Annotated in this window: 23 protein-coding genes and 1 riboswitch; of the genes, 12 read left to right on the top strand and 11 right to left on the bottom strand. The window is 37.1% G+C overall.

What is annotated here, in order from left to right:
* Nucleotides 1-32: 32 nt before the first annotated feature.
* On the bottom strand, nt 33-1,862 hold the full coding sequence (locus TR08_RS14190) for a polysaccharide biosynthesis protein (protein WP_045519144.1): 1,830 nt from the start codon (nt 1,860-1,862) through the stop codon (nt 33-35).
* A 698-nt stretch (nt 1,863-2,560) separates the two neighbouring features.
* Between TR08_RS14190 and TR08_RS14185 the strand changes: the two genes are divergently transcribed.
* The 8 genes from TR08_RS14185 to TR08_RS14150 all read left to right on the top strand — a co-directional run bounded on the left by TR08_RS14185 (nt 2,561) and on the right by TR08_RS14150 (nt 13,448).
* Entirely contained in the window at nt 2,561-2,917 is a 357-nt protein-coding gene (locus TR08_RS14185) for a helix-turn-helix domain-containing protein (RefSeq protein ID WP_045519142.1), read from the top strand.
* Between the two features lie 97 nt (nt 2,918-3,014).
* Nucleotides 3,015-3,130, top strand: a riboswitch (SAM riboswitch).
* Nucleotides 3,131-3,212: 82 nt separating this feature from the next.
* Nucleotides 3,213-4,328, top strand: a complete 1,116-nt coding sequence (locus TR08_RS14180) for a methionine biosynthesis PLP-dependent protein (RefSeq protein ID WP_045519137.1) — start codon at nt 3,213-3,215, stop codon at nt 4,326-4,328.
* Complete coding sequence (gene metC / locus TR08_RS14175) at nt 4,328-5,515, top strand: cystathionine beta-lyase (protein WP_045519136.1); 1,188 nt, start codon at nt 4,328-4,330, stop codon at nt 5,513-5,515. The genes TR08_RS14180 and metC overlap by 1 nt, the downstream gene beginning before the upstream one ends.
* A gap of 2 nt (nt 5,516-5,517) precedes the next feature.
* A complete protein-coding gene (locus tag TR08_RS14170) occupies nt 5,518-7,380 on the top strand; it encodes a bifunctional homocysteine S-methyltransferase/methylenetetrahydrofolate reductase (RefSeq protein ID WP_045519135.1) in 1,863 nt (620 codons plus the stop codon).
* Nucleotides 7,358-10,807 carry a methionine synthase gene (gene metH / locus TR08_RS14165; protein ID WP_045519134.1) on the top strand — a complete coding sequence of 1,150 codons (3,450 nt, stop codon included), beginning with the start codon at nt 7,358-7,360 and terminating at the stop codon, nt 10,805-10,807. Before TR08_RS14170 ends, metH begins: the two co-directional genes overlap by 23 nt.
* A gap of 317 nt (nt 10,808-11,124) precedes the next feature.
* Nucleotides 11,125-11,538 (top strand): MarR family winged helix-turn-helix transcriptional regulator, encoded by a 414-nt coding sequence (locus TR08_RS14160; RefSeq protein WP_045519132.1) that lies wholly within the window; start codon nt 11,125-11,127, stop codon nt 11,536-11,538.
* A 14-nt stretch (nt 11,539-11,552) separates the two neighbouring features.
* Nucleotides 11,553-12,764 (top strand): MFS transporter, encoded by a 1,212-nt coding sequence (locus tag TR08_RS14155; RefSeq protein ID WP_045519131.1) that lies wholly within the window; start codon nt 11,553-11,555, stop codon nt 12,762-12,764.
* Nucleotides 12,765-12,884: 120 nt separating this feature from the next.
* A complete protein-coding gene (locus TR08_RS14150; RefSeq protein ID WP_045519129.1) occupies nt 12,885-13,448 on the top strand; it encodes an FAD-dependent oxidoreductase in 564 nt (187 codons plus the stop codon).
* Between the two features lie 38 nt (nt 13,449-13,486).
* Here TR08_RS14150 and TR08_RS14145 read toward each other — a convergent pair whose 3' ends face one another.
* The 6 genes from TR08_RS14145 to TR08_RS32550 form a co-directional block, all read right to left on the bottom strand.
* On the bottom strand, nt 13,487-13,897 hold the full coding sequence (locus TR08_RS14145; RefSeq protein WP_045519128.1) for a hypothetical protein: 411 nt from the start codon (nt 13,895-13,897) through the stop codon (nt 13,487-13,489).
* A 112-nt stretch (nt 13,898-14,009) separates the two neighbouring features.
* The gene (locus TR08_RS32555; RefSeq protein ID WP_193747745.1) at nt 14,010-14,162 is read right to left on the bottom strand and encodes a hypothetical protein; all 153 of its coding nucleotides are present in this window, start codon (nt 14,160-14,162) and stop codon (nt 14,010-14,012) included.
* Nucleotides 14,163-14,173: 11 nt separating this feature from the next.
* Nucleotides 14,174-15,394: a helix-turn-helix domain-containing protein gene (locus tag TR08_RS14140; RefSeq protein ID WP_045519127.1), complete on the bottom strand. Its 1,221-nt coding sequence runs from the start codon at nt 15,392-15,394 to the stop codon at nt 14,174-14,176.
* Between the two features lie 212 nt (nt 15,395-15,606).
* Nucleotides 15,607-16,545, bottom strand: coding sequence for a magnesium transporter CorA family protein (locus TR08_RS14135; RefSeq protein WP_045519126.1), 939 nt, complete (start codon nt 16,543-16,545; stop codon nt 15,607-15,609).
* Between the two features lie 207 nt (nt 16,546-16,752).
* Complete coding sequence (locus tag TR08_RS14130; RefSeq protein WP_045519125.1) at nt 16,753-17,637, bottom strand: cation diffusion facilitator family transporter; 885 nt, start codon at nt 17,635-17,637, stop codon at nt 16,753-16,755.
* A gap of 25 nt (nt 17,638-17,662) precedes the next feature.
* Nucleotides 17,663-17,803, bottom strand: a complete 141-nt coding sequence (locus TR08_RS32550; protein WP_193747744.1) for a hypothetical protein — start codon at nt 17,801-17,803, stop codon at nt 17,663-17,665.
* Between the two features lie 89 nt (nt 17,804-17,892).
* Between TR08_RS32550 and TR08_RS14125 the strand changes: the two genes are divergently transcribed.
* Complete coding sequence (locus TR08_RS14125; protein WP_045519123.1) at nt 17,893-18,111, top strand: YozQ family protein; 219 nt, start codon at nt 17,893-17,895, stop codon at nt 18,109-18,111.
* Between the two features lie 320 nt (nt 18,112-18,431).
* On the opposite strand, the gene TR08_RS14120 is transcribed toward TR08_RS14125, so the two are convergent.
* Nucleotides 18,432-19,187, bottom strand: a complete 756-nt coding sequence (locus tag TR08_RS14120; protein ID WP_045519122.1) for a TraR/DksA C4-type zinc finger protein — start codon at nt 19,185-19,187, stop codon at nt 18,432-18,434.
* 223 nt (nt 19,188-19,410) lie between these two features.
* On the opposite strand from TR08_RS14120, the gene TR08_RS32545 reads away from it, so the two are divergent.
* Together TR08_RS32545 and TR08_RS14115 are read left to right on the top strand one after the other, a co-directional pair.
* Nucleotides 19,411-19,584: a hypothetical protein gene (locus TR08_RS32545; RefSeq protein ID WP_193747743.1), complete on the top strand. Its 174-nt coding sequence runs from the start codon at nt 19,411-19,413 to the stop codon at nt 19,582-19,584.
* Complete coding sequence (locus TR08_RS14115; protein ID WP_045519121.1) at nt 19,568-20,929, top strand: amino acid permease; 1,362 nt, start codon at nt 19,568-19,570, stop codon at nt 20,927-20,929. The genes TR08_RS32545 and TR08_RS14115 overlap by 17 nt, the downstream gene beginning before the upstream one ends.
* A 34-nt stretch (nt 20,930-20,963) precedes the next feature.
* Here TR08_RS14115 and TR08_RS14110 read toward each other — a convergent pair whose 3' ends face one another.
* From TR08_RS14110 to TR08_RS14100, 3 genes are all read right to left on the bottom strand, one after another.
* On the bottom strand, nt 20,964-21,593 hold the full coding sequence (locus TR08_RS14110) for a LysE family transporter (protein ID WP_045519119.1): 630 nt from the start codon (nt 21,591-21,593) through the stop codon (nt 20,964-20,966).
* Between the two features lie 138 nt (nt 21,594-21,731).
* Nucleotides 21,732-22,745, bottom strand: a complete 1,014-nt coding sequence (locus tag TR08_RS14105; protein WP_045519117.1) for a glycosyltransferase family 2 protein — start codon at nt 22,743-22,745, stop codon at nt 21,732-21,734.
* 19 nt (nt 22,746-22,764) lie between these two features.
* Nucleotides 22,765-24,438, bottom strand: coding sequence for a DUF6044 family protein (locus tag TR08_RS14100; protein WP_045519115.1), 1,674 nt, complete (start codon nt 24,436-24,438; stop codon nt 22,765-22,767).
* 182 nt (nt 24,439-24,620) lie between these two features.
* Between TR08_RS14100 and galU the strand changes: the two genes are divergently transcribed.
* Nucleotides 24,621-25,502, top strand: a complete 882-nt coding sequence (gene galU, locus TR08_RS14095) for a UTP--glucose-1-phosphate uridylyltransferase GalU (protein WP_081954486.1) — start codon at nt 24,621-24,623, stop codon at nt 25,500-25,502.
* Nucleotides 25,503-25,604: the final 102 nt, after the last annotated feature.

The following is a 25,604-nucleotide window of genomic DNA, read 5'->3' as shown; positions in this document are numbered from 1 at the left end:
TGACCAATATTTCTTATTCTTTTCTATTTAGTCTATAAAACTGATACTGATACACTTGGCTTAGAGTTTAGTTTATTGTTAGCAAGATTTAAAAGCTGTTCTCTTAATTCATTCCTATCTAGTTTTGGCCAATTGGAAATTAATTCATATATCTCCTGCAAATGTATTTCTGATGCTTTACCAATGTATATCTTTGGATAAATTTGTTTCTCAATAACTTCATCATCTTTTAATAATTCTTCATAGAGCTTTTCTCCTAATCTTATTCCGGTAAATTCAATACCTATTTCTTCAAGAGAATTTCCTGAAAGTTTTATTAAATTCGTAGCTAAATCAACAATTTTCACCGGATCCCCCATATCTAAAATAAATATCTCTCCCCCATTTGCCAAAGCACCTGCTTGAAGGACAAGCCTCGTTGCTTCCGGAATTGTCATAAAGTAACGGACCATTTCAGGATGTGTAACAGTAACAGGTCCACCTTTTTTGATTTGATTTTTAAATAGAGGGATAACACTCCCACTACTACCAAGGACATTACCAAAACGAACTGCAACGAATTTAGTACTGCTTTCCATATCCAAATTTTGAATGATCATTTCGGCTATCCTTTTTGTTGCACCCATTATACTTGTTGGGTTCACAGCTTTATCAGAGGAAATCATGACAAAGGTTTTAACATCATTCCAACTAGCTGCGTTTGCAACATTCATAGTTCCTATAATATTATTTTTTACTGCCTCTTCCGGGTTACACTCCATTAATGGTACATGTTTATGAGCAGCAGCATGGTAGACAACATCAGGTCTGTATGTACTCATTACAAACCTCATTTTATTAAGATCTTGAATATCAGCAATGACTGGAATAAATTCAATTTCTTTATTTTTATAGGATTCTTTTAATTCCATCTCTATGGAATATATACTATTTTCACCATGGCCTAATAAAATTAGTTCCTTTGGTTTATAAATAGATATTTGTCTGCAAACTTCTGAGCCAATCGATCCTCCAGCACCCGTTACTAGTACAACCTTATCCAAAAGATATCCTGATATACTACTAATATCTAATTCAACGGGATTTCTGCCTAATAAATCCTCAACTTGAACATCGCAAAATTGATTAACTGATATTTTCCCTAAAATAAGATCTTCAAGCATTGGAAGGATTTGTGTTTTAGCACTTGTCTTAGCACACTCTAAAAAAATACTATTTAATTCCTTTTTACTTAGTGAAGGAATAGCAATAACAATGTTATCAATATTAAAACGTTTAACAGTTTCTTTTATTTTACTTACTCCACCAATTACCGGAATACCCAAGATATCAAGATTATGTTTATTTACATCATCATCAATAAACCCAACTGCCAATAAATCTGCTTCATTATTCATTTTTAATTGTCTTGCTACCATCATACCGGCAGAACCTGCACCAACAATTAGTGTTCTTTTCTTGTTATTTAATTTTATTAAAAAGGTATCTCGATACAATCTCCAACTAAATCGAGAACCCCCAATAAAAAATAAGTTAAGTAACCATGTAACGGCAAGTATTCGAAAGGAAGTATTTTGGAACACAAGGTGTTGTACAAATGCAGTGACGATGATTGAGGATGTTACAACCTTCAAAATACTTAATAATTCTCCTACACTCGCATATTCCCAGGCCTTTTTATACAACTTGAATCTAAATGAAAGGAAATAATGACTGAGCAAAATGACTATCAAGCTAATTACTATTGGAAAAGTAATAACATTAAAGGTTCCACCTACCAAAAATCGACTAAAGAAGATGGTGGTAAACACCATACATGAATCAATAAAAATAAATAAGGATATTCTCTGCCGATAGGTCATATTATCCATTCCTCTCCCTTAAAAAAATTTAATTATATGATCTTGAAAAAGAGCACATAATTAAAATTTTTTAATAAATAGGGCATCTAACCCGTCCTCACATCATACTCTCGACGACCAGCGTCTAAGGTCATTTACAACCCACAGTATAACCGAGTACCTTCATTTATAATGGTAAGAAGATATCACCAATTCCATATTAAGAACTATTATTTACATAATATAGACCGTTTAACTCGAAATAGAACTAAATTTTTTCCTATTTAGCTTTCATTTCCCACAAATTCACAGTGTCAAATTTATTTCACCCGAAATGTAATAAATTGTATTTATTCTTGGGTATCTCTTTCATATTTTTAAAATAATTCTATATACAGAACATCCTTTATTAAGAACATTATAATCCTTATGACCAAAAAATCAAACTCCTTTATTCAATCAAATATATTGTTTTTTCCCTAATTTACGACAATTCCCTTTAAAATTCTTTATATATTTTGACGATAATTTGTTCTTTAAAAAGTACAACTAAATGATTTATAATATTAGTAAAATATGCTCTAACAATTAATACTGATAGTACTTAGAACTTATACCCCATTTAGTAAAAAATTTTAAAAACATAGGCATGATATCTTTTGTTAATTGGGAAAACTCATTTTTATACATAATAAAATTATGGTATTGAGGAGATTAATATGATCGGAGACCGAATAAAAAAATTAAGAGAACAAAAGGGATATTCTATAACCGAGCTTGCGGAACTTTCTAATGTATCAAAGTCATATTTAAGCTATATTGAACGGGATCTTAATAAAAATCCTTCCATTCATTTTTTAATGAAGGTTGCGAAACCTTTAGATGTTTCCATTGAATATTTACTTATTGGGGTAGAGCAAATTGAAAACCAGGTGGATTGCAATGGCGAAAAAATCCTTGATAAGGAATGGGAAAATATAATTGAAAAGGCTATTAAGGATGGAATAGAAAAAGAAGACTTTAAAGAATATATAAATTATATTAAGTTTAAAATTTGGGAAAAAAATAATAAATAATATTAAACTAAACGCTTACATTTAAATTAGTTAGTAAATAACATTGACACTTCTCTTTTAGTGTAGTAAATTTTATAAAAAGTCTAAATATTATACTTTCTTATCAAGAGAGGCTGAGGGAATGGCCCTATGAAGTCTCAGCAACCTTCAATGTTTTTTTCATTGAAAAGGTGCTAAGTCCTGCAAGTTATTTGTTAACTTGTGAGATAAGGAGAATGACCTATGCTTACCAAGCATCCAAAAGTCTTCTTCTTATAGAAGGCTTTTTTTGTTTTTATAAAGGAGGTTAAAGAAAATGGTTTATAAGATCGATACAAAGTTAGCTCAAATTGGTAATAGAAGTGATAAGGTGACAGGCACCGTCAATCCTCCTGTTTATTTTTCAACTGCCTACCGCCACGAGGGAATTGGGCAATCAACAGGATTTGATTACTCACGGACGGGTAATCCTACTCGCCAGCTCCTTGAAAAGGCGATTGCCGACCTCGAATGTGCAGATCAAGGCTATGCCTGCAGCTCGGGTATGGCAGCTATTTTTACAATCCTTTCTCTTTTCCAGTCTGGGGACGAATGGATTGTGAGCGAGGATTTATACGGTGGAACGTATCGTTTACTAGAAAAGGGATTTAAAAAATGGGGATTGAAAACTCAATATGTTAATACGTGTAGTCCGGAAGATATTGAAAGTCGGATTACCACTCAAACCAAGGCGATTTTCCTTGAAACTCCGACTAATCCACTTATGCAGCAATCAGACATTGCTGCGGTGTCAAAGATTGCAAAGATGCACGGAATTATTCTGATTGTTGATAATACATTCTATACACCGCTACTCCAGCAGCCAATCCTGCTTGGTGCGGATATTGTTATTCATAGTGCAACAAAATACTTAGGCGGCCATAATGATGTCCTTGCAGGTCTTATCGTTGCTAAGGGTAAAGAAATTTGTGAGGCGCTCGCGTTTCATCATAACGGAGCAGGCGGAGTCCTAAGTCCTTTTGATTCCTGGTTAGTGATGCGCGGAATGAAAACTTTATCCCTTCGTATGCAAAGACATGAAAGCAATGCGAAGGTCATCGTAGAATACCTTTCTAATCATGAAGAAGTATCAGATGTCCTTTACCCTGGAAAAGGAGGAATGGTTTCCTTCCGCTTACAGGATGAAGCCTGGGTTAATCCATTCCTGCAAGGTTTATCTCTTATTACTTTTGCTGAAAGCCTTGGCGGAACAGAGAGCTTTATTACGTATCCAGCGACACAGACTCATGCAGATATTCCAGAAGAAATTCGAATTCAGTCAGGTGTTTGTAATCGGTTGTTAAGATTTTCTGTAGGACTTGAAGATCCTACAGATATCATTCAAGATCTTGAACTTGCATTAGCCAAATTAAAAGAAGGAGTGATTGGATAATGAGTTCAGAAAATTATCGTTTTGAAACCAAGCTCCTTCATAATCAGCATAAAGTTGATCCAGTCACGGGAGCAGTAAGTGTGCCGATCCAACATGCATCAACCTTCCATCAATTTGATTTAGAAAGTTTCGGGAAATACGATTACGCTAGAAGTGGAAACCCCACAAGAGAAGCGCTCGAAGATGTTATTGCTGAATTAGAGGGCGGAACGAGAGGTTTTGCTTTTTCGTCAGGAATGGCAGCTATTTCAACAGCCTTCCTCCTTCTTTCTTCTGGAGACCATATCGTCATTACCGAAGATGTGTATGGCGGTACCTATCGAATGGTCACTGAAGTACTGACTCGGTTCGGGATTGAGCATACATTTGTAGATATGACAGACCTAAATCTAGTAAAAGCAGCAATTAAGCCTAACACCAAAGCATTTTATGTGGAAACACCGTCAAACCCTCTATTAAAGGTTACGGATATTAAAGCCATTACTTCTTTGGCAAAAGAAATGAACGCAATCACATATGTAGATAACACTTTTTTAACTCCCGAGTACCAAAGACCTTTAGAGCTTGGAGCAGATGTCGTTCTTCATAGTGCAACTAAGTTTTTATCAGGTCATAGTGATGTAGTTGCAGGTCTTGCGGTAGTAATAGATGAAGAATTAGGAAGAAGGCTATACTCTTTACAAAATTCCTTTGGTGCAATACTTGGGGTACAGGATGCCTGGCTGGTACTAAGAGGAATAAAAACCCTTCATGTCAGACTAGAACAATCACAAAAATCAGCTATCAAACTAGCGGAATTTTTAGAGACTCATCCTTTAATTGAAAAGGTTTACTACCCTGGTCTTAAAAACCATCCACAGCACGAGCTGCAAAAAAGTCAGAGTAAAGGACCTGGGGCGGTTTTATCGTTTGATTTTACGAACGAACAAGCACTTCAAGTCTTTCTTTCCAATGTTAAAATACCTGTTTTTGCTGTTAGTCTAGGTGCAGTTGAATCCATTTTATCCTACCCGGCCAAAATGTCGCATGCAGCTATGCCACAAGCAGAAAGGGAAAAACGAGGAATTAAAAATAGCCTCATTCGTTTATCGGTTGGCTTAGAGAATCCAGACGATCTCATTAATGACTTCTCTCAGGCGTTACATCAGGTGAATGAAAAACTATTGGTCTTGCAGCAAGGAGAATGATGATGACCTTTTTAGAGAAATTAAAAAATCAAATAATAATAGGTGATGGTGCCATGGGCACCCTTCTTTATTCATTTGGTAAGGATAGCTGCTTTGAAGAGTTGAACCTTTCTCATCCTGAAAAAATTCAAGAAATCCATAAAGCCTATATTGATGCCGGTGCGGACGTGATTCAAACAAACACGTATGCGGCGAATTATCTAAAACTGCAAAGATATGGTCTAGAGGACTCTGTTAAAGCAATCAATAGTGCAGCCGTCCAGAATGCTAAATTAGCAGCTCAGCAAAATGCTTTTGTTCTTGGTACAATCGGAGGTAACCGCGGGATTAAGCCTAGTGCTTTATCAATAGAAGAATTAAAGCGTAGTTTCCGTGAACAGCTATATTGCCTATTGCTAGAAGAGGTTGATGGCATTTTATTAGAAACCTTTTACGACCTTGAGGAACTGGAAACGGTCCTTACAATTGCTCGAAAAGAAACAAAGCTGCCGATTATTGCCCAAGTCTCTCTTCAGGAGCTAGGCATTTTACAAGACCAAACACCGATTAATGATGCGTTTACCCGACTTGAAAATCTTGGCGCTGATGTAATTGGCTTGAATTGCCGGCTCGGGCCCCATCATATGCTGAAAACACTTGAGCAGATTGAACTGCCTAAACATGCTTACCTTTCTGCCTACCCGAATGCAAGTCTGCCAGCCTATACAGACGGTAAATTCCATTATGAAGGGGACTCAGATTATTTTAAAAAATCTGCCCAAAGCTTCCGTCAAGAAGGCGTGCGTTTACTTGGCGGCTGCTGCGGAACGACCCCGGCACATATCCAGGCGTTTGCGTCAGAGTTAAAAAATAGCATTCCTGTAACTGATAAAGTAGTTAAATTTAAATCGAAGAAGATCACCATTGAACACAGTGCAGCTAAAAGGGACCTCCAGCCTCTTGAGGAAATCGTGAAGGGACGACCATCAGTTATTGTAGAATTAGATACTCCAAGAAAGCTTGATACCAGTAAATTTTTTGAAGGTGCAAAGGCTTTGAAAGAAGCAGGAATCGATGCGATTACGATGGCAGATAACTCTTTAGCTCAGGTGAGGATTTCCAATGAATCTTTAGGTTATCTTGTTAAACAAGAATTAGGGATGCGACCGCTTATTCATATTGCCTGCAGAGACCGGAATATTATTGGTTTGCAATCTCACCTAATGGGGCTTCATACCCTTGGAATGCATGATGTTCTGGCTATCACCGGTGACCCAGCCAGAGTCGGAGACTTTCCTGGTGCATCCTCTGTTTATGATGTATCGTCATTTGAGTTAATTCAAATGATTAAACAGTTAAATGAAGGGTTGTCATTCTCCGGAAAAGACCTAGGTCAAAAAACGGCTTTTAGTATTGCAGGTGCCTTTAATCCAAATGTTCGCTCAGTAGAAAAAGCTGTTAAACGTCTCGAGAAAAAGATTCAATTTGGAGCAGATTATTTCATTTCACAGCCTGTCTTCTCTGAGGAAAAATTAATCGAAGTCCATGAACATACGAAACACCTTAACGCACCTATTTACATCGGGTTAATGCCATTAACAGGCAGTAGAAATGCAGAATTCCTTCATAATGAAGTACCAGGAATTAAAATCTCACAATCGATTCGAGACAGAATGGCGGCATTGAATGATCGACCGCTTCAAGCTGCGCGTGAAGGAATTGAAATAACGAAATCTTTAATTGACACGGCACTTGATTTATTCAATGGAATTTATTTAATCACACCATTTTTACGATATGAACTAACAACAGAATTAGCCATATATGCCAGACAGCGTGCAAGTCAAGTTAGGGGGAACAGCTATGTCGAAAGCTCCATTCAGTGAACAACTACAAAAACGAATCCTTGTGATGGACGGTGCGATGGGTACCATGCTTCAACAGGAAAATCTAACAGCAGAGGACTTTGGCGGTGAGCAATACGAGGGTTGTAATGAGTATCTGAATATAACAGCTCCTGATGTGATCGCGAAAATTCATCGTGAATACTTGGAGGCTGGTGCGGATATTATTGAAACCAATACCTTTGGGTCAACAAGCATTGTTCTTGATGAATACAATCTTGGCTTTAAGGCCTATGAATTAAATAAAATTGCTGGTCAAATTGCCAAAAAGGAAGCTGAAAAAATTTCTACTGCTGATTGGCCGCGGTATGTAGCAGGTTCAATGGGACCGACCACTAAAACTCTAAGTGTTACTGGCGGAACTACATTTGAAGCATTAGCTGCTTCTTATGAGGAACAGGCAATTGGGCTTATTGATGGTGGTGTCGACCTTCTGCTTCTTGAAACAAGTCAGGATATGCTGAATGTAAAGGCTGGTTTTATTGGAATAAAAAATGCTTTTAATAAAACAGGAAAAGTTCTTCCATTAATTGTGTCAGGCACAATCGAGCCGATGGGCACAACCCTTGCTGGGCAGTCGATTGAATCCTTTTACATTTCATTAGAGCATATGAATCCCGTCGCAGTGGGACTAAATTGTGCGACAGGTCCGGAATTTATGCAGGAGCATGTCCGTTCCCTTTCCAATCTTGCTTCAACAGCAATTATTTGTTATCCAAATGCTGGGTTGCCTGATGAAGAAGGACATTATCATGAAACACCAGAAACGCTAGCGAAAAAGCTTGCTGATTTTGCAGCCCATGGCTGGTTAAACATTGTTGGCGGCTGTTGTGGTACAACACCAAATCATATTCGGGCGATTTCAGATGAAATGAAAAAGTTCTCACCACGCGAGGCACAGTCTTCTGATTTCCATATGGTATCTGGTATTGAACCATTTGTTTACGATGATCCGACACTGCGTCCGATTATGGTCGGAGAACGTACAAATGTCATTGGCTCTCGTAAATTCAAACGCCTCATTAACGAAGGTAAGATTGAAGAAGCGGCAGAGGTTGCACGTGCCCAGGTTAAGGGCGGCGCACATGTCATTGATATTTGTCTTGCCGACCCTGATCGTGATGAACTTAACGACATGGAGAATTTCATCCCTGAAGTGGTGAAAAAAATAAAAGTTCCACTAGTTATTGATTCAACAGATGAGAAAGTACTCGAAAAAGCACTCAAGTATTCTCAAGGAAAGGCGATTATTAATTCAATTAACCTTGAAGATGGCGAAGAAAGATTTGAGGCAGTCGTTCCACTGATTCATAAATACGGTGCAGCGGTCGTCGTTGGTACGATTGATGAAAAAGGTATGGGGGTTACAGCTCAAAAGAAATTAGAAATAGCCAAACAATCCTATGACATTCTAGTTAACAAATTTGGTTTGAAGCCGCAGGATCTTATTTTTGACCCGCTTGTTTTTCCTGTAGGTACTGGTGATGAACAATATATTGGCTCTGCAAAAGCAACGGTAGAGGGTATTAAGTTAATAAAAGAACATCTTCCTAAGACACAAACCATTCTTGGTATCAGTAATGTATCTTTCGGTCTTCCGCCTGTCGGCAGAGAAATTTTAAACTCTGTATTTTTATACCACTGTACATTAGCAGGTCTGGATTATGCGATTGTAAACACTGAAAAACTAGAACGATTTGCTTCCATATCGAAGGAAGAAGTGTCATTAGCAGAAGCTCTTTTATTTAACACGACAGATGAAACATTAGCCACCTTTACTGAATTTTATCGAGGCAAAAAGAAAGAGACAAAGAGTACTGTACCAAACATGAGTTTAGAAGAACGTCTTTCTTACTATGTGATAGAGGGAACAAAGGAAGGCTTATTGCCTGATTTAGCTATAGCACTTGAAAATTATCCTGCCCCCCTTGATATTATCAATGGACCATTAATGGAAGGCATGAAAGAAGTAGGACGTCTTTTCAATGACAATCAACTCATAGTAGCTGAAGTTCTTCAAAGCGCAGAGGTCATGAAGGCGGCAGTCTCTTATTTAGAACCTTATATGGAAAAAGGCGATGTGTCTGCTTCCAAAGGGAAGGTCATCTTGGCAACAGTAAAAGGTGATGTACATGATATTGGGAAAAACCTAGTAGACATTATTCTTAGCAATAACGGCTATAATGTGCTTGATTTAGGGATCAAGGTATCACCGACTGATTTGGTTCAAGCGATTCATAAAGAGAAACCGGACATAGTTGGATTATCCGGCTTGCTTGTGAAATCGGCACAGCAAATGGTTATAACGGCACAGGATATGAGAGAAGCTGGAATTTCAACACCTATCATGGTGGGAGGAGCTGCTCTTTCTAGAAAGTTCACCGATACCAAGATTGCAAAGGAATATGAAGGACTCGTACTTTATGCAAAGGATGCCATGACTGGATTATCACTCGCGAATCAGCTTCAATCTCCAGAGGAGCATGAAAAACTGATTGCTGAAAAAAATGAAAAACTAGCGGCTCAAGAACTACCGCGGGAGCATCCAACTCGTTCAGCCGTATCGATAGCTGTAAAAACTAGACCATCCGTTTCTACAGAAGTACCGGTTTTCACACCGATGGATACAAAGAAACATATCTTAAAAACCTACTCCCTTTCCCATATTGAGCCTTATATCAATATGCAAATGTTAATCGGTCACCATTTAGGAGTTAAAGGAAAAATTGCAAATCTACTTGCTGAAAAAAATGAAAAAGCTGTAAAGGTAAAAGAAGTAGTTGATGGGTTATTAGCAGATGCGAAAAAAGATAATTGGATTTTACCAGCAGCGGTCTATCAATTTTTCCCTGCCCAGTCAGATGGAAATAAAATTTTCATATACGACCCAGAAGAGCCTAATCGTATCATCGAAACATTCGATTTCCCACGTCAGGATTCTGCACCACATTTATGCTTGGCCGATTTTGTTAAGTCGGTCGACAGCGGTGAAAAAGATTATGTTGGCTTCTTTACGGTAACGGCCGGAAGAGGTATCCGTGAGAAGGCAGATCAATTCAAGCATGATGGCCGCTTTCTTGAAAGCCATGCCCTACAATCATTAGCACTTGAAACGGCCGAAGGCTTTGCAGAATTAATCCATCGCCAAATGCGTGATCGCTGGGGATTCCCTGACCCTCTAACGTTTACGATGCAGGATCGATTTACCGCTAAATATCAAGGACAACGCTTCTCCTTTGGTTATCCGGCATGTCCAGAACTAGAGGATCAGAAGAAACTATTTGCGTTGATTCATCCAGAGGAAATTGGGATTGAATTAACAGATGGGTGCATGATGGAGCCAGAAGCCTCCGTATCAGCCATGGTTTTTTCCCATCCAGAAGCTAGATACTTTAATGTTTTAAGATAGTAGTCATTTATTCCGCGGAAATGCATTATTTGTCCGCGGACTTTTTATTTTGTGCTTTTATCTAGATTATTTACGTGTGATATTGTGTTTTTGCTCTGATTTTTGAGAGATAGTACGATTTACTCGCGAGATTTTCTGATTTACTCGCGAACAATTGCATTTTACTCGCGGAATCCATTTAATTACTCGCCAACTGCCTCTATAGACTTCATTCCTTGACATTTCTCTCTATAATCGATATAGTTACCTAGGTAATTAATTTTTATTAATTACTCAGGTAACTAATGTGCATATATTAAATTTGGAGTGAATTTAATTTGACCAACCACGTATTATTTCATACTCTTCATCAACTTTCAAGACAGCTTACCAATAAACTAAATGAAGCTCTAAAACCTTATGGATTATATAGTGCTCAATGGTCTGTCCTCTTTGTTTTAAACACAAAAGGTTCTATAACTCAAAAAGAACTATGTGAGTATTTATTTGTTGAAGCTCCTCCTATGACCCGGACGATTCAGCGTCTTGTTAAACAAGGGTATGTAAAACAAATACCGGGACAGGACAAACGTGAGAAGTTTATCCAATTAACCGAAGAAGCAGTAAAAGAATTTCCTAAGTGGGAACATGCTGTTTCGAAGTGCAACCAGGCATTATTGATGGATTTTCCAGAAACTTCACAACAAGAATTAGTAAGCTTGCAAAGTAGTTGGTTAAAACAGCTATTGTAAAAGGAGTGTTAAAAATGAACAAACCAAAATTGTGGACGAAGGATTTTATTAATATTTCCTTGAGTAACTTTTTCCTATTTTTAACTTTTTATATCTTACTCGTAACTCTACCTATATACGCATTACAGGAATTTCACAGCAATGCTTCACAGGCGGGATTAATGACAACTGTATTCTTGTTTTCCGCCATCATATCACGACCACTTGCAGGTCAATGGCTTGAGCGAGGAAGCAATAAAAAAGTTCTATTAACAGCACTTATTATTTTCGCAGCAGCTTCCCTTTTATATTTTTTCCCAAAGTCAGTAACAGGATTTCTTGTTATTCGTTTGTTACACGGAATTGGGTTTGGAATGGCCACAACTGCAGTAGGAGCGATTGTTGCAGACCTTATTCCTAACTCACGAAGAGGAGAAGGAATGGGATACTTCGTCATGTCGACAAACATGGCAATGGTGTTAGGACCTTTTGTAGGTTTGACAGCCATCCAACAGTGGGGAGCAAAAACAATGTTCATCCTGACCGTGATTGTCGCTATTGGAGCGCTTATCACCGGTCTAACAGTTAAGTTATCAAAACCAGAAGAGCCTGAGCAGCAGGTAATTGTTCCAGCTTTCTCATTGAGAAGCTTGTTTGAACCCTCTGCAGTTTCGATTGCACTTGTCGGCGGTTTTCTAGCGATTGTATATTCTGCCTTGCTTTCCTTCGTATCCGTCTATGCGAATGAAATCCATCTTGGAGAAGTATCAAGTCTGTTCTTCGTTGTTTATGCGATAATCTTATTAATGTCTAGACCTTTTACAGGCAAATGGTTGGATCTATATGGTCCTAACGTGATTGTTTTCCCTTCAATCGTCTTGTTTGCGATAGGAATGTTTGTATTAAGTCAAAGCGGAAGTGCGATTACTTTTCTCGTATCAGCCGGAATGATTGGATTAGGCTGGGGTACCCTTTTCCCAACATTTCAAACGATTGCCATTCAAAATGCCGCTCCTAGAAAACGAGGCTTAGCTACAGCTACTTTTCTATCAATCTATGATATTGGCATTGCACTAGGTTCTTTCTTAGTGGGTTTAATTGTAGCAAAAATGGACTTTAGTACTTTATACTTCCTTAGTGCTTTTTATGTTCTTATTGGAGCCATTCTTTACTACTTCCTGCAAGTTCGGAAACCTGCATCTCCAGAACTAAAAAACCAGCAATACTTAAAAGTTAAAGAGCAATAAACGACTTGAACCATCATTTACTTTGATGGTTTTTTCTACGTTTTGAGCAGTGATTTTTACTTTTACTTCTTATTAAGGTACACTTTTTTTGTATATAATTTTTCGAATGGAGGTTTTTCCATGTTGGATGTTGTTGTAATTGGTGCTGGACCTGCAGGAGCAAGTGCCGCTTTATTTACTGCGAAAGCAGGAAAGAAAACATTGGTGATTGACAATGATAAGAGCGCTACAAAGCGTGCATGGGTGGAGAACCATTATGGTGTTTCTGAAATCTCCGGACCTGACCTCGTTGAAATTGGTAAGCAGCAAGTAACTAAATTTGGCGGCGAAATTGTACAAGCTACCGTTACCAACATTAGTAAAGTTGAAGGCGGTTTTAAGGTAGAAACAGACAACGGAGAGCATGAAGTTAAGCATGTTATTGTTGCAACAGGATTCCTTGTCGACATTGCTGAAAAAGCAGGTATAACAACTAAGCCTGGAACTGAGCCAAGAGTCAAAACGATTTTTGATGTAACTGCTGAAGGCAAAACAAGTGTAGATGGCATTTGGGCAGCAGGAACTGCGGCTGGTGTGAGTGTACATACCATTATTACCGCTGGTGACGGAGCGAAAGTAGCGATCAATGTAATTAGTGAATTGAATGGCGAGCGCTATGTCGACCATGATGTATTAAAAGCATAATCTTAATAATAAGACCCCCTTTGTTAAGGGGGTTTTGTTTATACCTCTAAATCCTTTCCTTCTTCAACAATATGGAATAGAAGATGAGCAAGATGGTGAATCGGTCCATAATCTTCTTCCTCTTCACTTACTTCTTCATTAAATTCGAGATCATTTAAGTAAAGTGCTGTAAATTCATAAAAATCTTTCAACTGGAAGGAATAGCAGCCCACTGGATCTTCACTGCCATCCTCTCCAGTTGGATCCTCATATTGAAGCACCATATAGGAAACATCACCATCTGCGTCCTCTGCATCAAAAAAGACAAAAAACCCAATATTTGTATCTAAATCAAATAAATGTCTGGTGCCCCCTTCTGTTGCTTTTTCAAAATCCTCTTGGCTTAGCTTTTGAATTTGCATAGAATCCACATTGTCTTCTTGATGAAAACCTACAACAAATGATTTCATAAAACTTTCCTCCTTGTTAAACACATATAAATTACTTTTCCCTAATTATTAAAATTAATAAAAAAAAATCCTTTCAGACAAAAAAAGAGTGTCTAAAAGGATTTTTTTATAATTATCCAACAGGAGGGTGAATAGGGTCAGCATGTTGATAATAGATATTTTTCGCAAGTTCATTCGAAGAAGATGTACTGCTTACATCCTTTGTAGCAGGTGATAAAAGAATAAGTAAAGAGAGTGAGAATAAGAGTATAATAGACTTTTTCATTTACTTCCTCCTCAAGTAATTTTGGATAGATAATTTACTGCCTCTAAGTACTTTCCATTTTGATTGTAATTCTCTGAAAGCAGCTTGTAATAACGGGTTAAATCGTCCTTATGTTCTTTTGCGCTCTCTAAATAAGGAATTACCTTTGCTTCTAAAAATTTCATTGCTTTTTCAGGTGATTCCATATGAATGAGATAAAAGTTAGACAGAAGACTTTGTTTTTTCACACCAGTCTCTTTGGAAAGGGATTTGATAAGAAGAAAACATTCCTTCGCTCTTTCCATTATATTTAAATTATAGTAAATTTCACCAATTGCATATAAAGTTACAAAGTAATGCTGGTTTTTAATAGATTGTAAAGATAGGCTCTTTTCATAATACATTAACGCATCCTTTACGTTGTTCATTCTATCCTGTAAGTAGCCCATATTATGATAGATTTGCGGAAGCATTCTTTCTTCCTTTAGCAGTTCAGCATTCCTTATTAAATGGTTAAAACAGACCTGAGCTTCCTCGTAAATACTGGAACGAGAATAATTAATACCTAACACCATCAGCGTATGGAGAATCCGATAAAAATTATGTTGATTCATAAAGATTTGCAGTGCCTGCCTACCGAAGTGAATAGCATGACCAGGCTGATCAAGAGAACTTTTTACAAAAGTCCAGTGGTAAAGAAATTCTCCATTTACGGCTTCATTGTTGTTTTCTAGAAATAATTCATCGAAGATAACATCTGCTTTTTTAAACTGTCCCTTCAATATTAAAAATACAGCATTGTAATAGCGAAATAAATACCTTTCATGTTGGGAAAAATTTTTCTTTTGCTTATATAAAATATCTCGTTGAGCCTCTGCTTCTGATAGTAAACCCTTGAAAAGTAGATACCGATATTTATATAATTCATATGAATACATCTGAGCAGAAAAAGGGATAACATGTTCTATTTCTTTTAACCTTTTAAAAGTTATTTCAATTTCCTCTCGTAAATAGAAGTTAATCTTTTCACCAAAATCTTTTAATAGACTTTTAATTAACTCTTCTTTTTCTTCCATTTCCTCAAAGCTCACTTCAAGTCTCTCTAACAATAAGGAAATAGTCTCTTTATTAGCGTCTTTTGAATTATTCTCGATCTTACTTAAATGAGGGATAGAGCAAATTCCAGCAGCAAGTTCCTTTTGTGTAATCCCTTTTTGGGTCCTGTAAAATTTAATTAATGGTCCAAATTCCATAGCATAACCACCCTCTAGAATCCCTTCCTTTTTTTCCTATTTTATACCAACACTACCCCCTCTTCCACTTATTTGTTCAGACTATTTAAAATATAATAATTAAGGGCAAGAAAAGCCATCTGAAAAATAAACAAGTTGGGAAATTTTTTCGTTTCTATAAAAAAAGACCCTGAAGATATACTTCAGAGCCCCAACTTTTTTCATAAAATATATTAAAAATATTTCTTTTTCCAAAAAATTAATGCAGTTAATGTGGATAAGACACATGCAACGGTTATTGATATCCAAAAGGCATGTGGACTGTTTTGGAGCGGCAAATCAACATTCATTCCATAAAAGCTGAACACGATGGTTGGGAACGAAAGAATGATCGTGAATGATGTTAAAAACTTCATGACAATATTTACGTTATTGGAGATAATCGAAGCAAAAGCATCCATCATCCCACTAAGTATCGAGCTATACGTCTCAGCCATTTCAATCGCCTGAATTTTTTCAATCATTACATCTTCTAATAAATCCTTGTCTTCTTCGTACAATTTTATATAACTGAAACGAAGAATTTTATCTAAGACCACTTTATTGGATTTTAGGGAGGTGGTGAAATAGACTAGGCTCTTTTCTAATGCTAGAAAGGCATATAACTCTTTGTTTTTCATCGATTGGTGAAGTTCCCGCTCGATCTCATTTGTTCGTTTATTAATTTGTTTTAAATAACGAAGATAATAAGACGTAATGATAGCCAGAATTTGAAGGGCAAATCGGTTCTTTTTAAAGGTATAAAACTCTTTTATTTTATTATTCTTAAAAACTTCTAATATTGGGGTATCCTTTAACGATACAGTGATAATAAATTCATCGGTTAAAACAATCCCAATTGGAATCGTCTCATAGATAGGGAAACCAGCATCATCATGAGTAATATAAGGGTAATCCACGATGATATAAACCTGCCCATCTTCACGCTCGATTCTTGGACGTTCTTCATCATCCAGGGCGTCTTTAATAAAATCAACGTGGATGTTTGTTTCATTTGCGACTCTATTAATTTCTTCTTCGGTTGGGGCATACATATTAACCCAGCAGCCTTTTGAAATTTCATTCACCTGTTCCAGCACTTTTGTTTCACTGCTTTTATAAATCTCCAACATGATAAAACCTCCTCACTTACTGTGTTCGAGGAAGCCAAACTACCTTCTTAAGAGCTGATATTCCTGTAGAATCCAATTCAAAGATAACACTGACTTCCCCACTGCTACTAGGGTCTGGGTCTATTGCATAACTCAAAAATATCAACTCCTTAACATTTAATTACTCCATTATCATAAACCCAAAAACAAAAAAGCACAAACAAGATTTTATTCTGGAAAATATGGATTTAAGTGAATTAATACCTCTTCAATGTTATCGTATTCCTCCATCATGCTCCCTTTAATTAACTTAGCAAGGTCATGACCCTCCTTAATGGTTTTAAAGTGGTCAATCGATATTCTAAGATCAACTAAAACATAATGACCATGTTCCCTCGCTCTTATCCGATCAATCCTCTTTACCTCCCGGAATTCATTCACAACATTCATGTATTCCTGTAATGTTTCGGCATCAATGTTCCGTTCGAGTAAGATATCGAACGCTTCCATTAACATTTCTTTTGAGATTTTAAAAATTAAGTAGGCTACAAATACACTTGCTGCTTTATCGCCATAATGCAAGAATAAAATATCAAAGCGTTCGCCAATTATGGAAAGTAGAACCCCGATAGCTGCAGCAATTGAAGCCACAATATCCGCTTTGTGGTCAAACGCAATGGCTTCAATTGCCTTACTATTATGCTCCTTCGCCACCTTTAATGACGAACGGTACAAAATAACCTTTGTAACATATGAAATGATCGCAATCCACATGGCTAAGAAACTCGGTGTTTCTACTTCATGGAAGAAACCACTGATTCCTTCATAGACAACATATATTGAAACGAGAAATAGCAAAATTCCTACTATGCCGGAAACAATGACCTCTGCTTTTCCATGACCATAGGGATGTTCTTTATCAGCAGGTTTATTAGCAAGTTTAATGACCATTAAAACGATAACAGAAGCAAAAACATCAGCAGCAGAATGAATTCCATCCGCAAAAACAGCGTCACTATTCCCATACCAACCTATGAAAAGTTTCCCTAAAGTTAAAATGATATTACTGATAACACTTATCCAGGCAATTTTCTTAGCTAAGGATTCCCTCATCTTCCTTCTCCACCTCAAAAAATTTCTATTTCTTCATCTGATTATTCCTATTTTCCTCCAACATCATTTCTTCTTCTTCTTCGACTGTGATTCTGTTAATTGCATCATGGAGAAAATGAAATGCTTCATCCAATTCTTCCCTTGATGGATATTTATCTTTGTTCATATTAAACAGCTCCTAATTTTTTTATGAGTAATCCTCGAATAAAAAGTAGAAAATACGGTTGTATCAAAAATATTAAAGGAGTGTGCTGCATGGATAAAAAGAATTCTGCCAACAACAGTACTGATCTCGCTGGACGTATTTACGAAACAAGCGACTATCAAAAAAACGATGTCATGTCTACGGGTCTATCGACCACACATGAACAGGTAAGTGACGCCTATATGGAGGGTGAAATAGATGCATCCACTGATGACGATTTAAACGCGAAGGATCTCCCGATTGCCCAAAAACCCTATAGAAACCATTAGAAAAGCATAAGCGCCTTGCTTAGGGGTGACAGGCATAAGACGAGCCGGCGAGAAGGTTGGTCTTTACCTTCTTGACGGATTGTCAGAAATGTGGAGGCGACTGCCCTGGGACGAAGGAATAAGACGAACCATGCAAGAAGGCGCTTTTTGCCTTCTTCATGGGGTGGCTTATTACTCAAGTCCCAAGGAGCCGCAACTAGACAAGCTTATGACCCCGAGCCCCTAGGCGCTGAAGCTAGACAATTCTCGAAGTCGAAAATATCCTTTCTTATTTTGAAAATTAGAGAAAACAGCTTTCCAACCGAAAGCTGTTTTCTTTTTTACTTATCGTCGTCTACATAAGGATCATGTTCATATGCTGGTAAGTCTCCAAAGCTTGTCATGATACCTTCTTCATCAAGTGACTCTTCATAGCGTTCGTGTTGTGAGTTTGGGTAAACGGTAATATTGTTACCATACATATCATTTCCTACAAAATTTTCAAAGTCCTCAACATACCCCTCATTTTCATCTGGTTCAATATTCACATCGTTGTAACGCTCCTCCGGAAAAGCGAGGTCTGATGGTGTTTCGGATGTTCCCCATTGAGCCACGGTTTGCCACGAATCTTCGGCGTCAAAGCCAACGTTTTCATCCTTCGAATCCATATCGAATTTTCCAAACGGAGGCATTAATACACCTTCTTCAATAGGTCGATCATGTGAAATTACTTGATCTGGACTGTGTTCTTTGCAGTAGGTTGTATTAGGTAAGGCCTCTAATCGTTCATAAGGGATCTCTTTTCCACATACCTCACACTTACCATACGTCCCATTTTCCATTGCTTCGAGTGCTTTATTAATATTTCTTAGCTGCAAATCTGTATGCTCATTTAACGCTATATCCTTTTCACGTTCATACAACTCTGTTCCTTCATCTGCAGGGTGATTATCATAACTAGATAACTCCCCCATTGATTCATGAAAATGCCCTCGTTCTAAACCATAGTGATCATTTTGCTCGAGGCGCTCTTCTATTTCCTCTTTTTCCTTTAATAATTGCAAACGAAAACCAGCTAGCTGTTCTGTCGTTAACATAGTAAACCCCTTTCAAGGCTTATTGCTTATCTATATCGCCCATTAATGATTTCAACTTTATCTAGTACCTTTTTATTTTCATTGATTATGGTCATGATTATGTAATTAATTTGGTGATTCCAACAAAATCCTAAATTGCTCTTACTAACTGTCTGAATAAGTTTTTGGAGAGGGTGTATCTTAACATATAGAAAGTCATTAGAAAGGAAAAGAGGGGATATAAATGGTAAACGAAGATTTTAATAAATTCAAAAAAGAACAGCAAAACCATCAGGGGGTATACTTAGGTGGCGCCAACCAACAACACGGCATGAATGACCCTGAATATAATAACCAGGATAATACGGATAAATCGGTAGGAGCGACTGGGAGAAACAGTAATGGGAAAATCAAGTAGCAGTGCAAATGAAGAAAATAACATGAAGTGGTGGCAGCTTTCGTTATTTGGGGTGGGGTGCACCATTGGTACAGGATTCTTCCTAGGGTCAAGTATTGCTATCAAAATGACAGGACCTGCCATATTAATTGCGTTCATCCTTGCTGCTGCTGGAACCTATTTTGTCTTCGACGCCCTTGCAAAAATGACTGTTCAAGAACCTTTAAAAGGCGGTTTTCGTTCCTATGCGAAAAAGGCTTTCGGCAGATGGGCTGGATTTAGCAGCGGCTGGGTCTATTGGATGTCTGAGGTATTAATTATGGGCAGTCAAATGACTGCACTTTCCATTTTTTCACGATTTTGGTTCCCAAAAATTCCACTATGGGTATTTGCAGGTATATATGCTCTTTTAGGTCTTGTAGTCATTCTAATCGGAGTAAGTATCTTAAACAAATTAGAGAACGTGCTTGCTATATTAAAAATAGCCGCGATATTAATGTTCGTTATTATTGCTTTACTGGCTATATTTGGTGTGATTGATGGAGACCGTCCTATTCAATATCCTGATAGCAGAAAGGATTTAATCCCACATGGAGTTCTAGGGTTATGGTCTGGTGTTATTTTTGCCTTTTATGCATTTGGAGGAATTGAAATATTAGGATTAATGGCCACTCAGTTAAAGGATCCTAAGGAAGCTCCAAAGGCTGGAAAAGCAATGTTATTGACTTTAATGATCATCTATATGCTCTCAATCGGTCTCGCTGTATTAATGGTACCTTGGAATCAATTTAATGGCGAGAAAAGTCCTTTTGTTAACGCATTAGATAATTACAATTTAACTTTTATACCACATCTTTTTAATGGGGCTTTAATTATTGCCGGTTTTTCGACAATGGTAGCGTCCCTTTTTGCTGTTACTAGTGTTCTCGTTACTCTCTCAGAAGAGTGCGATGCACCAGCTATGTTCTGTAAGCAGGGCAAATTGAAGGTACCTTTGCCAACGTTAGTGATTACATTAATAGGTATATCTTCATCCATTATCTGTGCTCTGCTTATGCCTGGTCATGTTTATGAATACATTACAACAGCTGCTGGTCTCATGCTGCTATACAATTGGATTTTTATTTTAGCTTCATCATGGAAACTTTTAGAGGTTACGGCAAAGGATAAAATAAAATACTCCATTGGGATCATATTAATACTGGTCGCAGTCAGTGGAACATTATTTCACAGCACAAGCCGTCTAGGCTTTTTTATCAGCTTAGCATTCGTTGGTATAATAGGCTGTATCACATTGATCATGAATTTCAAATGGAAGAAGAAAAAGAAAAAAGGAAAAGTCCTTAGTCCTTGGCCTACCGCATAATTTCTGATCGCCAGCGATTGTTTCGCTGGCTTCATTATGATCCAAATAGAACATTGAAGGCTTGAAAGCCAAAGTAAATCCCAAACCCTATCAGAGTGATTCCTGATAGAAGTGAAATCCCTACAAGTAGTTTAGAGGTTAAATATTTTCGGAAATTACTTGCAATACCAGCCATTGTGATATCCCAAATAAGTAATCCAATAAAAATCGCACTGCTATAAATAATTAACTGGTTCGTTTCATAGGTGGCAGCTGTCTTGGCGAGAACAGACCCGTAAATCCCCAGCCAAAATAAAATGGTTAATGGATTAGATATAGACATAAAAAAACCTGATAAAAAGGATTTTACTAGTGATTCATCCTTCCTTTTCTCTCCTATTTTCAGCTTATTTGCAGAAAGCATGGTTTCAATTCCCGTATAAATTAAGATAAAACAGCCAAATAACCATAAAAAGGTTTTCATAAAAGGAGTTTCCAGGAAGTGAACAACTCCAAAATAAACGACCATCATGTAAACCCCATCAGCAACGACAGCCCCTACACCAATAAGCCATGAATGCATAAATCCGTGTCTTATCCCCTTATCAATTTGAGCTGCATTAATTGGTCCAATAGGTGCAGCGAGCGATAACCCCAGTAAAATATAACTCAAAAATACATTCATCCTAATCTCTCCCTGAATCGAAATAGAAGCCTGTCTATCAATTTTTATTCAGGAAAGAGGGATTGTACCACATTATTTTCAAAAAAAAAGAGTCTTCTTTAGAAAAGAAAACTCACCAATAGTAAGCGAATAAATCAATTAGTTGGTTTTATAAAATTCATCCTCCTCACTTTTTTTAATTAAATGATGTCTTGGAATTGGCATCGAAAAGGTATCAATATCAATAATAAACTTGGGACGTTGCTTTGATTCTTTATAAATTTTCCCTATATACTCTCCAATTAAACCAATTGCAATCAACTGTAATCCGCCAATCAACCAGATTGAAGTGATGAGTGACGTCCAGCCTGTCTGTGTTTCACCTAACGTTTTTAACATTAAAAAGTATAAACCAAATAAAAGACTTAGGAAAAAGGAAACAAATCCGATAAATAATACAAATCGAATAGGGGAAACAGAAAAGGATGTTACTCCGTCAAAGGCAAAAGCAAGCATTTTTTTTAACGGGTACTTTGTTTCACCAGCTTGTCTTTCTTTTCGATCGTAGTAAACGATATCAGACTGAAATCCGAGGAGTGGAACAATTCCACGTAAAAAAAGATTTACTTCCTTAAATCCTTCTAACTCCATTAATGCTCGTTTACTCATTAAGCGAAAATCTGCATGATTATAAACAAGATCGACACCAAGCTTCTTCATAACCTTATAAAAACCTTGAGCCGTACTCCGCTTAAAGATGGTGTCAGTATCCCTGCGATTTCTAACGCCATAAACAATCTCATTTCCTTCATTATATTTATGGATAAATTCACGAATAACCTGAATGTCATCCTGTAGGTCGGCGTCAATGGAGACAACACAATCTGAAATCTCCTTAGCAGCAAACAAGCCAGCTAACAATGCGTTTTGGTGACCAACATTTCTTGATAATTTTAAGCCGCGGACATGCTCATTTCTTAAACCTGCTTTATAAATAATTTCCCATGTTCGATCCTTACTTCCGTCATCAACGAACAAAATCTTAGTACGATTCGAAATGAGCTGCTCGCTTATCAACTGCTTTACGAACTGGTCGAGCTGAATAATCGTTTCAGGTAATACTTCTTCTTCATTATAACAAGGCACAACAATCGTCAGGACAGGTTCCATCATCCGTTATAACCCCCGATGTTTACAAAGTCTTGTATAAATAAATCTTCCATGCCGAGTTTTTCGATTCAAATACCTTATCCAGTGTTAGTTGATTTTCCTCTGAATTGGTTATAGGCAGAGCAGAAAGTATGTACTGACCACCCATCTCATTAAACACAGAAGTATTTAATTGCAGGTTTTTTAATTTCCTTTTGGAGTCCTTCTTGATCATATATCTTTTTCTAAGCTGATTGGTAAAGATATAACAGCGGCCTCCCCACTGATCAAAATATTTGCGGATTGTTTTATTTTTTGCCAATTCTACCTCGATTATTTTCCTAAATTGATGTTTATAGGCTAATGGGTAAAAGTTATTATAGGTATCCAGTGTGTAAAAGCCATTATACTGGGCAATGGCAGGATGAATCCCAATACTTGCGACTCGGTAATCTTTTTGTTCTTGTCCTATGTGTTCTTTTATCTCAGCGAATAATTCCTCTGCATAAAATTCTTTTACGGTTGGTTTTTTCTGATAGATAATCTCATCATTATATAAAAACAATAAAAGAATTTGCAAAATGGCAAACCATTTGGCTGTTTTCGCCCAGCTATGCCCTTGGAGCGAAACAATTTTTAATGCCAGAGCAAACCCAGTATAAATGACCAAAGGTCTTAAAAAGTGATAGCGGGCAAAATTAAATGTGTCCATAAAATGGAACTTTTTAGTTAATGGTAACCACCCTTTATAGAACCAAAAGGCATACCAGAGTGATAACAAGAAATTTAATACAAATAAAAAAACAAAAAGCTTTTCTTGTTTCCATAGTTTTTTTGAATAAACAAAATACAGGGCAATAAACGTAATTGGTAAAATAAATAAACCATGTACAGTCATTACATGCGTATGTCCTAAAACATAATTTTTAAGTGTCAGCCGTACTACTCGCCATAATGGTAAGGAAGCGTGAAAATATTCGTCCCGGCTGTTTAGTTCAGTAGAAAATAAAAAGGAGTAGACCAATCGATATTCAACGAGCATAAAAATACAAGTCATATAGGCAATAGATACTAAGAAACGAAGATTCCACCCTTTTCCTCTTAGTACATCCACGAGCCAAAAGATTCCCATTGCACTTAAAAAAAAGAAAAAACCTAAGACAATGCTAGCGTAAAAAGGAATTAGCGTAAGGACAATGTAATCTTTCTTTGTTCCTTCTCCATTTCGGATATTAAGGAAAGCCCACAGAGCCAGCGGCATTCCTAACGTACTAAGCATGCCTGATGGCCAAAAGGGGGTTAAGGCAAATGCAAGCGATGTGCCAACTTGTAGAAAGCTCCATCTTTCACCCGGAAGGAAATGTTTTTTTAATAGTAAATACATTCCTATAAAGGCAACAATCCTAGTTAATGTTTGACTTAGACAATAGGCCATCATGGTTGGAAACCAAGCATAGAGCCAGACTATTACACTGTATTCGGTTCCAAATGCATTTCTTGGTACCCCATTAATAATTTGGGGGATCACGGCATTTACATCTCCAAACATTTGACCGCTTCTGGTCAGAACTTTATACCATGCTAAATTCGAATCCAAATTATCATGAACACGGATATGAGCATTTTCTTGGAGAATAAAGAGTGGGGAAAGATATATTGTTAGAATAAGTAAAGCAAATAGGATTAATCTTAGCTCTTTTTTAAAATCATTGAACACTCATTAACACCTCGTAAGCCTTCTTTCTCAACACCTAACTCGTTTAATAAAGTTCGCATCTAGAATGGAAATTATTCCTTTTTATCAATTGTTTTGCTAAACCATGCGTTAATACTAAATATATTCTAAGGAGCATAGGATTAAATGAGTCTCAACTTTTAGAGAAAAGAGGGGGTGCATTGATGATAAAAAAAGCTGTCATTCCTGCTGCTGGGTTGGGGACTCGATTTCTTCCAGCCACTAAGGCTCAGCCTAAAGAAATGCTGCCAATAGTCGATAAGCCAACGATTCAATATATTGTTGAGGAAGCTGTCCTGTCGGGAATCGAAAATATTATTATTGTTACTGGTAAAAATAAGCGGGCGATAGAAGATCATTTTGATAAATCATTGGAATTAGAAATGCAATTAAAAACCAGTGGAAAAATAAAAATGCTAAAGGTCGTCCAAAAAATTTCTACTCTTGCAGATATTCATTATGTCCGCCAAAAGGAACCCTTAGGGCTTGGTCATGCCATATTATGTGCAAAGAAATTTATTGGCAATGAACCCTTTGCCGTCCTCCTTGGGGATGATGTTATTGACAGCGAAACACCTGCATTGAGACAAATGATTGATAAATACCATGAAGTGCAATCAAGTATCCTCGGCTGTAAAGAAGTGCCCCAAGAAGACGTGGTAAAGTACGGAATTGTTGATTATTCCTATCCATATAAAGACTTGTATAAGGTTCAGAGTCTCATAGAAAAACCCGTTATTACCCAAGCTCCCTCTACACAAGCGATTGTAGGTAGATATATATTAACGCCTACTATTTTTGAGATGTTAGAGCGAGGTAAACCTGATTCAAAAGGAGAGATTCAACTAACAGAAGCCATTGACCACCTTTTGGCTCGTGAACCTATTTTTTCTTATCTGATTAAAGGTAATCGCTATGATGTTGGTGATAAATTTGGATTTTTACAAGCTTCCATCGACTTTGCTTTAAAACGGCCAGAGCTGAGGAGGAAGCTGACACAATATTTACAGGAGACCTTAAATAAGGTGGAAAATGGTCCTAGCTAAAAAAATAACCTTCCAATTTAAGAGGGCACTGAAAAACTTACGTTTTTAGAAATGTAAGCATGGTCTAGACAAAAAAACGGCAATTTCTTGTTCGATTTTGAA

This window comes from Neobacillus niacini (genome assembly GCF_000759675.1).
In the GTDB taxonomy this organism is placed as follows: domain Bacteria; phylum Bacillota; class Bacilli; order Bacillales; family Cytobacillaceae; genus Neobacillus; species Neobacillus niacini_A.
This window is presented reverse-complemented; position numbering and strand designations above follow the sequence as displayed.

What these genes read in the sequence shown, in the direction of transcription:
- TR08_RS14190 (WP_045519144.1), bottom strand. Translation starts at nt 1,862, where the DNA reads ATGACCTATCGGCAGAGAATATCCTTATTTATTTTTATTGATTCATGT.
- TR08_RS14185 (WP_045519142.1), top strand. Translation starts at nt 2,561, where the DNA reads ATGATCGGAGACCGAATAAAAAAATTAAGAGAACAAAAGGGATATTCT.
- TR08_RS14180 (WP_045519137.1), top strand. Translation starts at nt 3,213, where the DNA reads ATGGTTTATAAGATCGATACAAAGTTAGCTCAAATTGGTAATAGAAGT.
- metC (WP_045519136.1), top strand. Translation starts at nt 4,328, where the DNA reads ATGAGTTCAGAAAATTATCGTTTTGAAACCAAGCTCCTTCATAATCAG.
- TR08_RS14170 (WP_045519135.1), top strand. Translation starts at nt 5,518, where the DNA reads ATGACCTTTTTAGAGAAATTAAAAAATCAAATAATAATAGGTGATGGT.
- metH (WP_045519134.1), top strand. Translation starts at nt 7,358, where the DNA reads ATGTCGAAAGCTCCATTCAGTGAACAACTACAAAAACGAATCCTTGTG.
- TR08_RS14155 (WP_045519131.1), top strand. Translation starts at nt 11,553, where the DNA reads ATGAACAAACCAAAATTGTGGACGAAGGATTTTATTAATATTTCCTTG.
- TR08_RS14150 (WP_045519129.1), top strand. Translation starts at nt 12,885, where the DNA reads ATGTTGGATGTTGTTGTAATTGGTGCTGGACCTGCAGGAGCAAGTGCC.
- TR08_RS14145 (WP_045519128.1), bottom strand. Translation starts at nt 13,897, where the DNA reads ATGAAATCATTTGTTGTAGGTTTTCATCAAGAAGACAATGTGGATTCT.
- TR08_RS32555 (WP_193747745.1), bottom strand. Translation starts at nt 14,162, where the DNA reads ATGAAAAAGTCTATTATACTCTTATTCTCACTCTCTTTACTTATTCTT.
- TR08_RS14140 (WP_045519127.1), bottom strand. Translation starts at nt 15,394, where the DNA reads ATGGAATTTGGACCATTAATTAAATTTTACAGGACCCAAAAAGGGATT.
- TR08_RS14135 (WP_045519126.1), bottom strand. Translation starts at nt 16,545, where the DNA reads ATGTTGGAGATTTATAAAAGCAGTGAAACAAAAGTGCTGGAACAGGTG.
- TR08_RS14130 (WP_045519125.1), bottom strand. Translation starts at nt 17,637, where the DNA reads ATGAGGGAATCCTTAGCTAAGAAAATTGCCTGGATAAGTGTTATCAGT.
- TR08_RS32550 (WP_193747744.1), bottom strand. Translation starts at nt 17,803, where the DNA reads ATGAACAAAGATAAATATCCATCAAGGGAAGAATTGGATGAAGCATTT.
- TR08_RS14125 (WP_045519123.1), top strand. Translation starts at nt 17,893, where the DNA reads ATGGATAAAAAGAATTCTGCCAACAACAGTACTGATCTCGCTGGACGT.
- TR08_RS14120 (WP_045519122.1), bottom strand. Translation starts at nt 19,187, where the DNA reads ATGTTAACGACAGAACAGCTAGCTGGTTTTCGTTTGCAATTATTAAAG.
- TR08_RS32545 (WP_193747743.1), top strand. Translation starts at nt 19,411, where the DNA reads ATGGTAAACGAAGATTTTAATAAATTCAAAAAAGAACAGCAAAACCAT.
- TR08_RS14115 (WP_045519121.1), top strand. Translation starts at nt 19,568, where the DNA reads ATGGGAAAATCAAGTAGCAGTGCAAATGAAGAAAATAACATGAAGTGG.
- TR08_RS14110 (WP_045519119.1), bottom strand. Translation starts at nt 21,593, where the DNA reads ATGAATGTATTTTTGAGTTATATTTTACTGGGGTTATCGCTCGCTGCA.
- TR08_RS14105 (WP_045519117.1), bottom strand. Translation starts at nt 22,745, where the DNA reads ATGATGGAACCTGTCCTGACGATTGTTGTGCCTTGTTATAATGAAGAA.
- galU (WP_081954486.1), top strand. Translation starts at nt 24,621, where the DNA reads ATGATAAAAAAAGCTGTCATTCCTGCTGCTGGGTTGGGGACTCGATTT.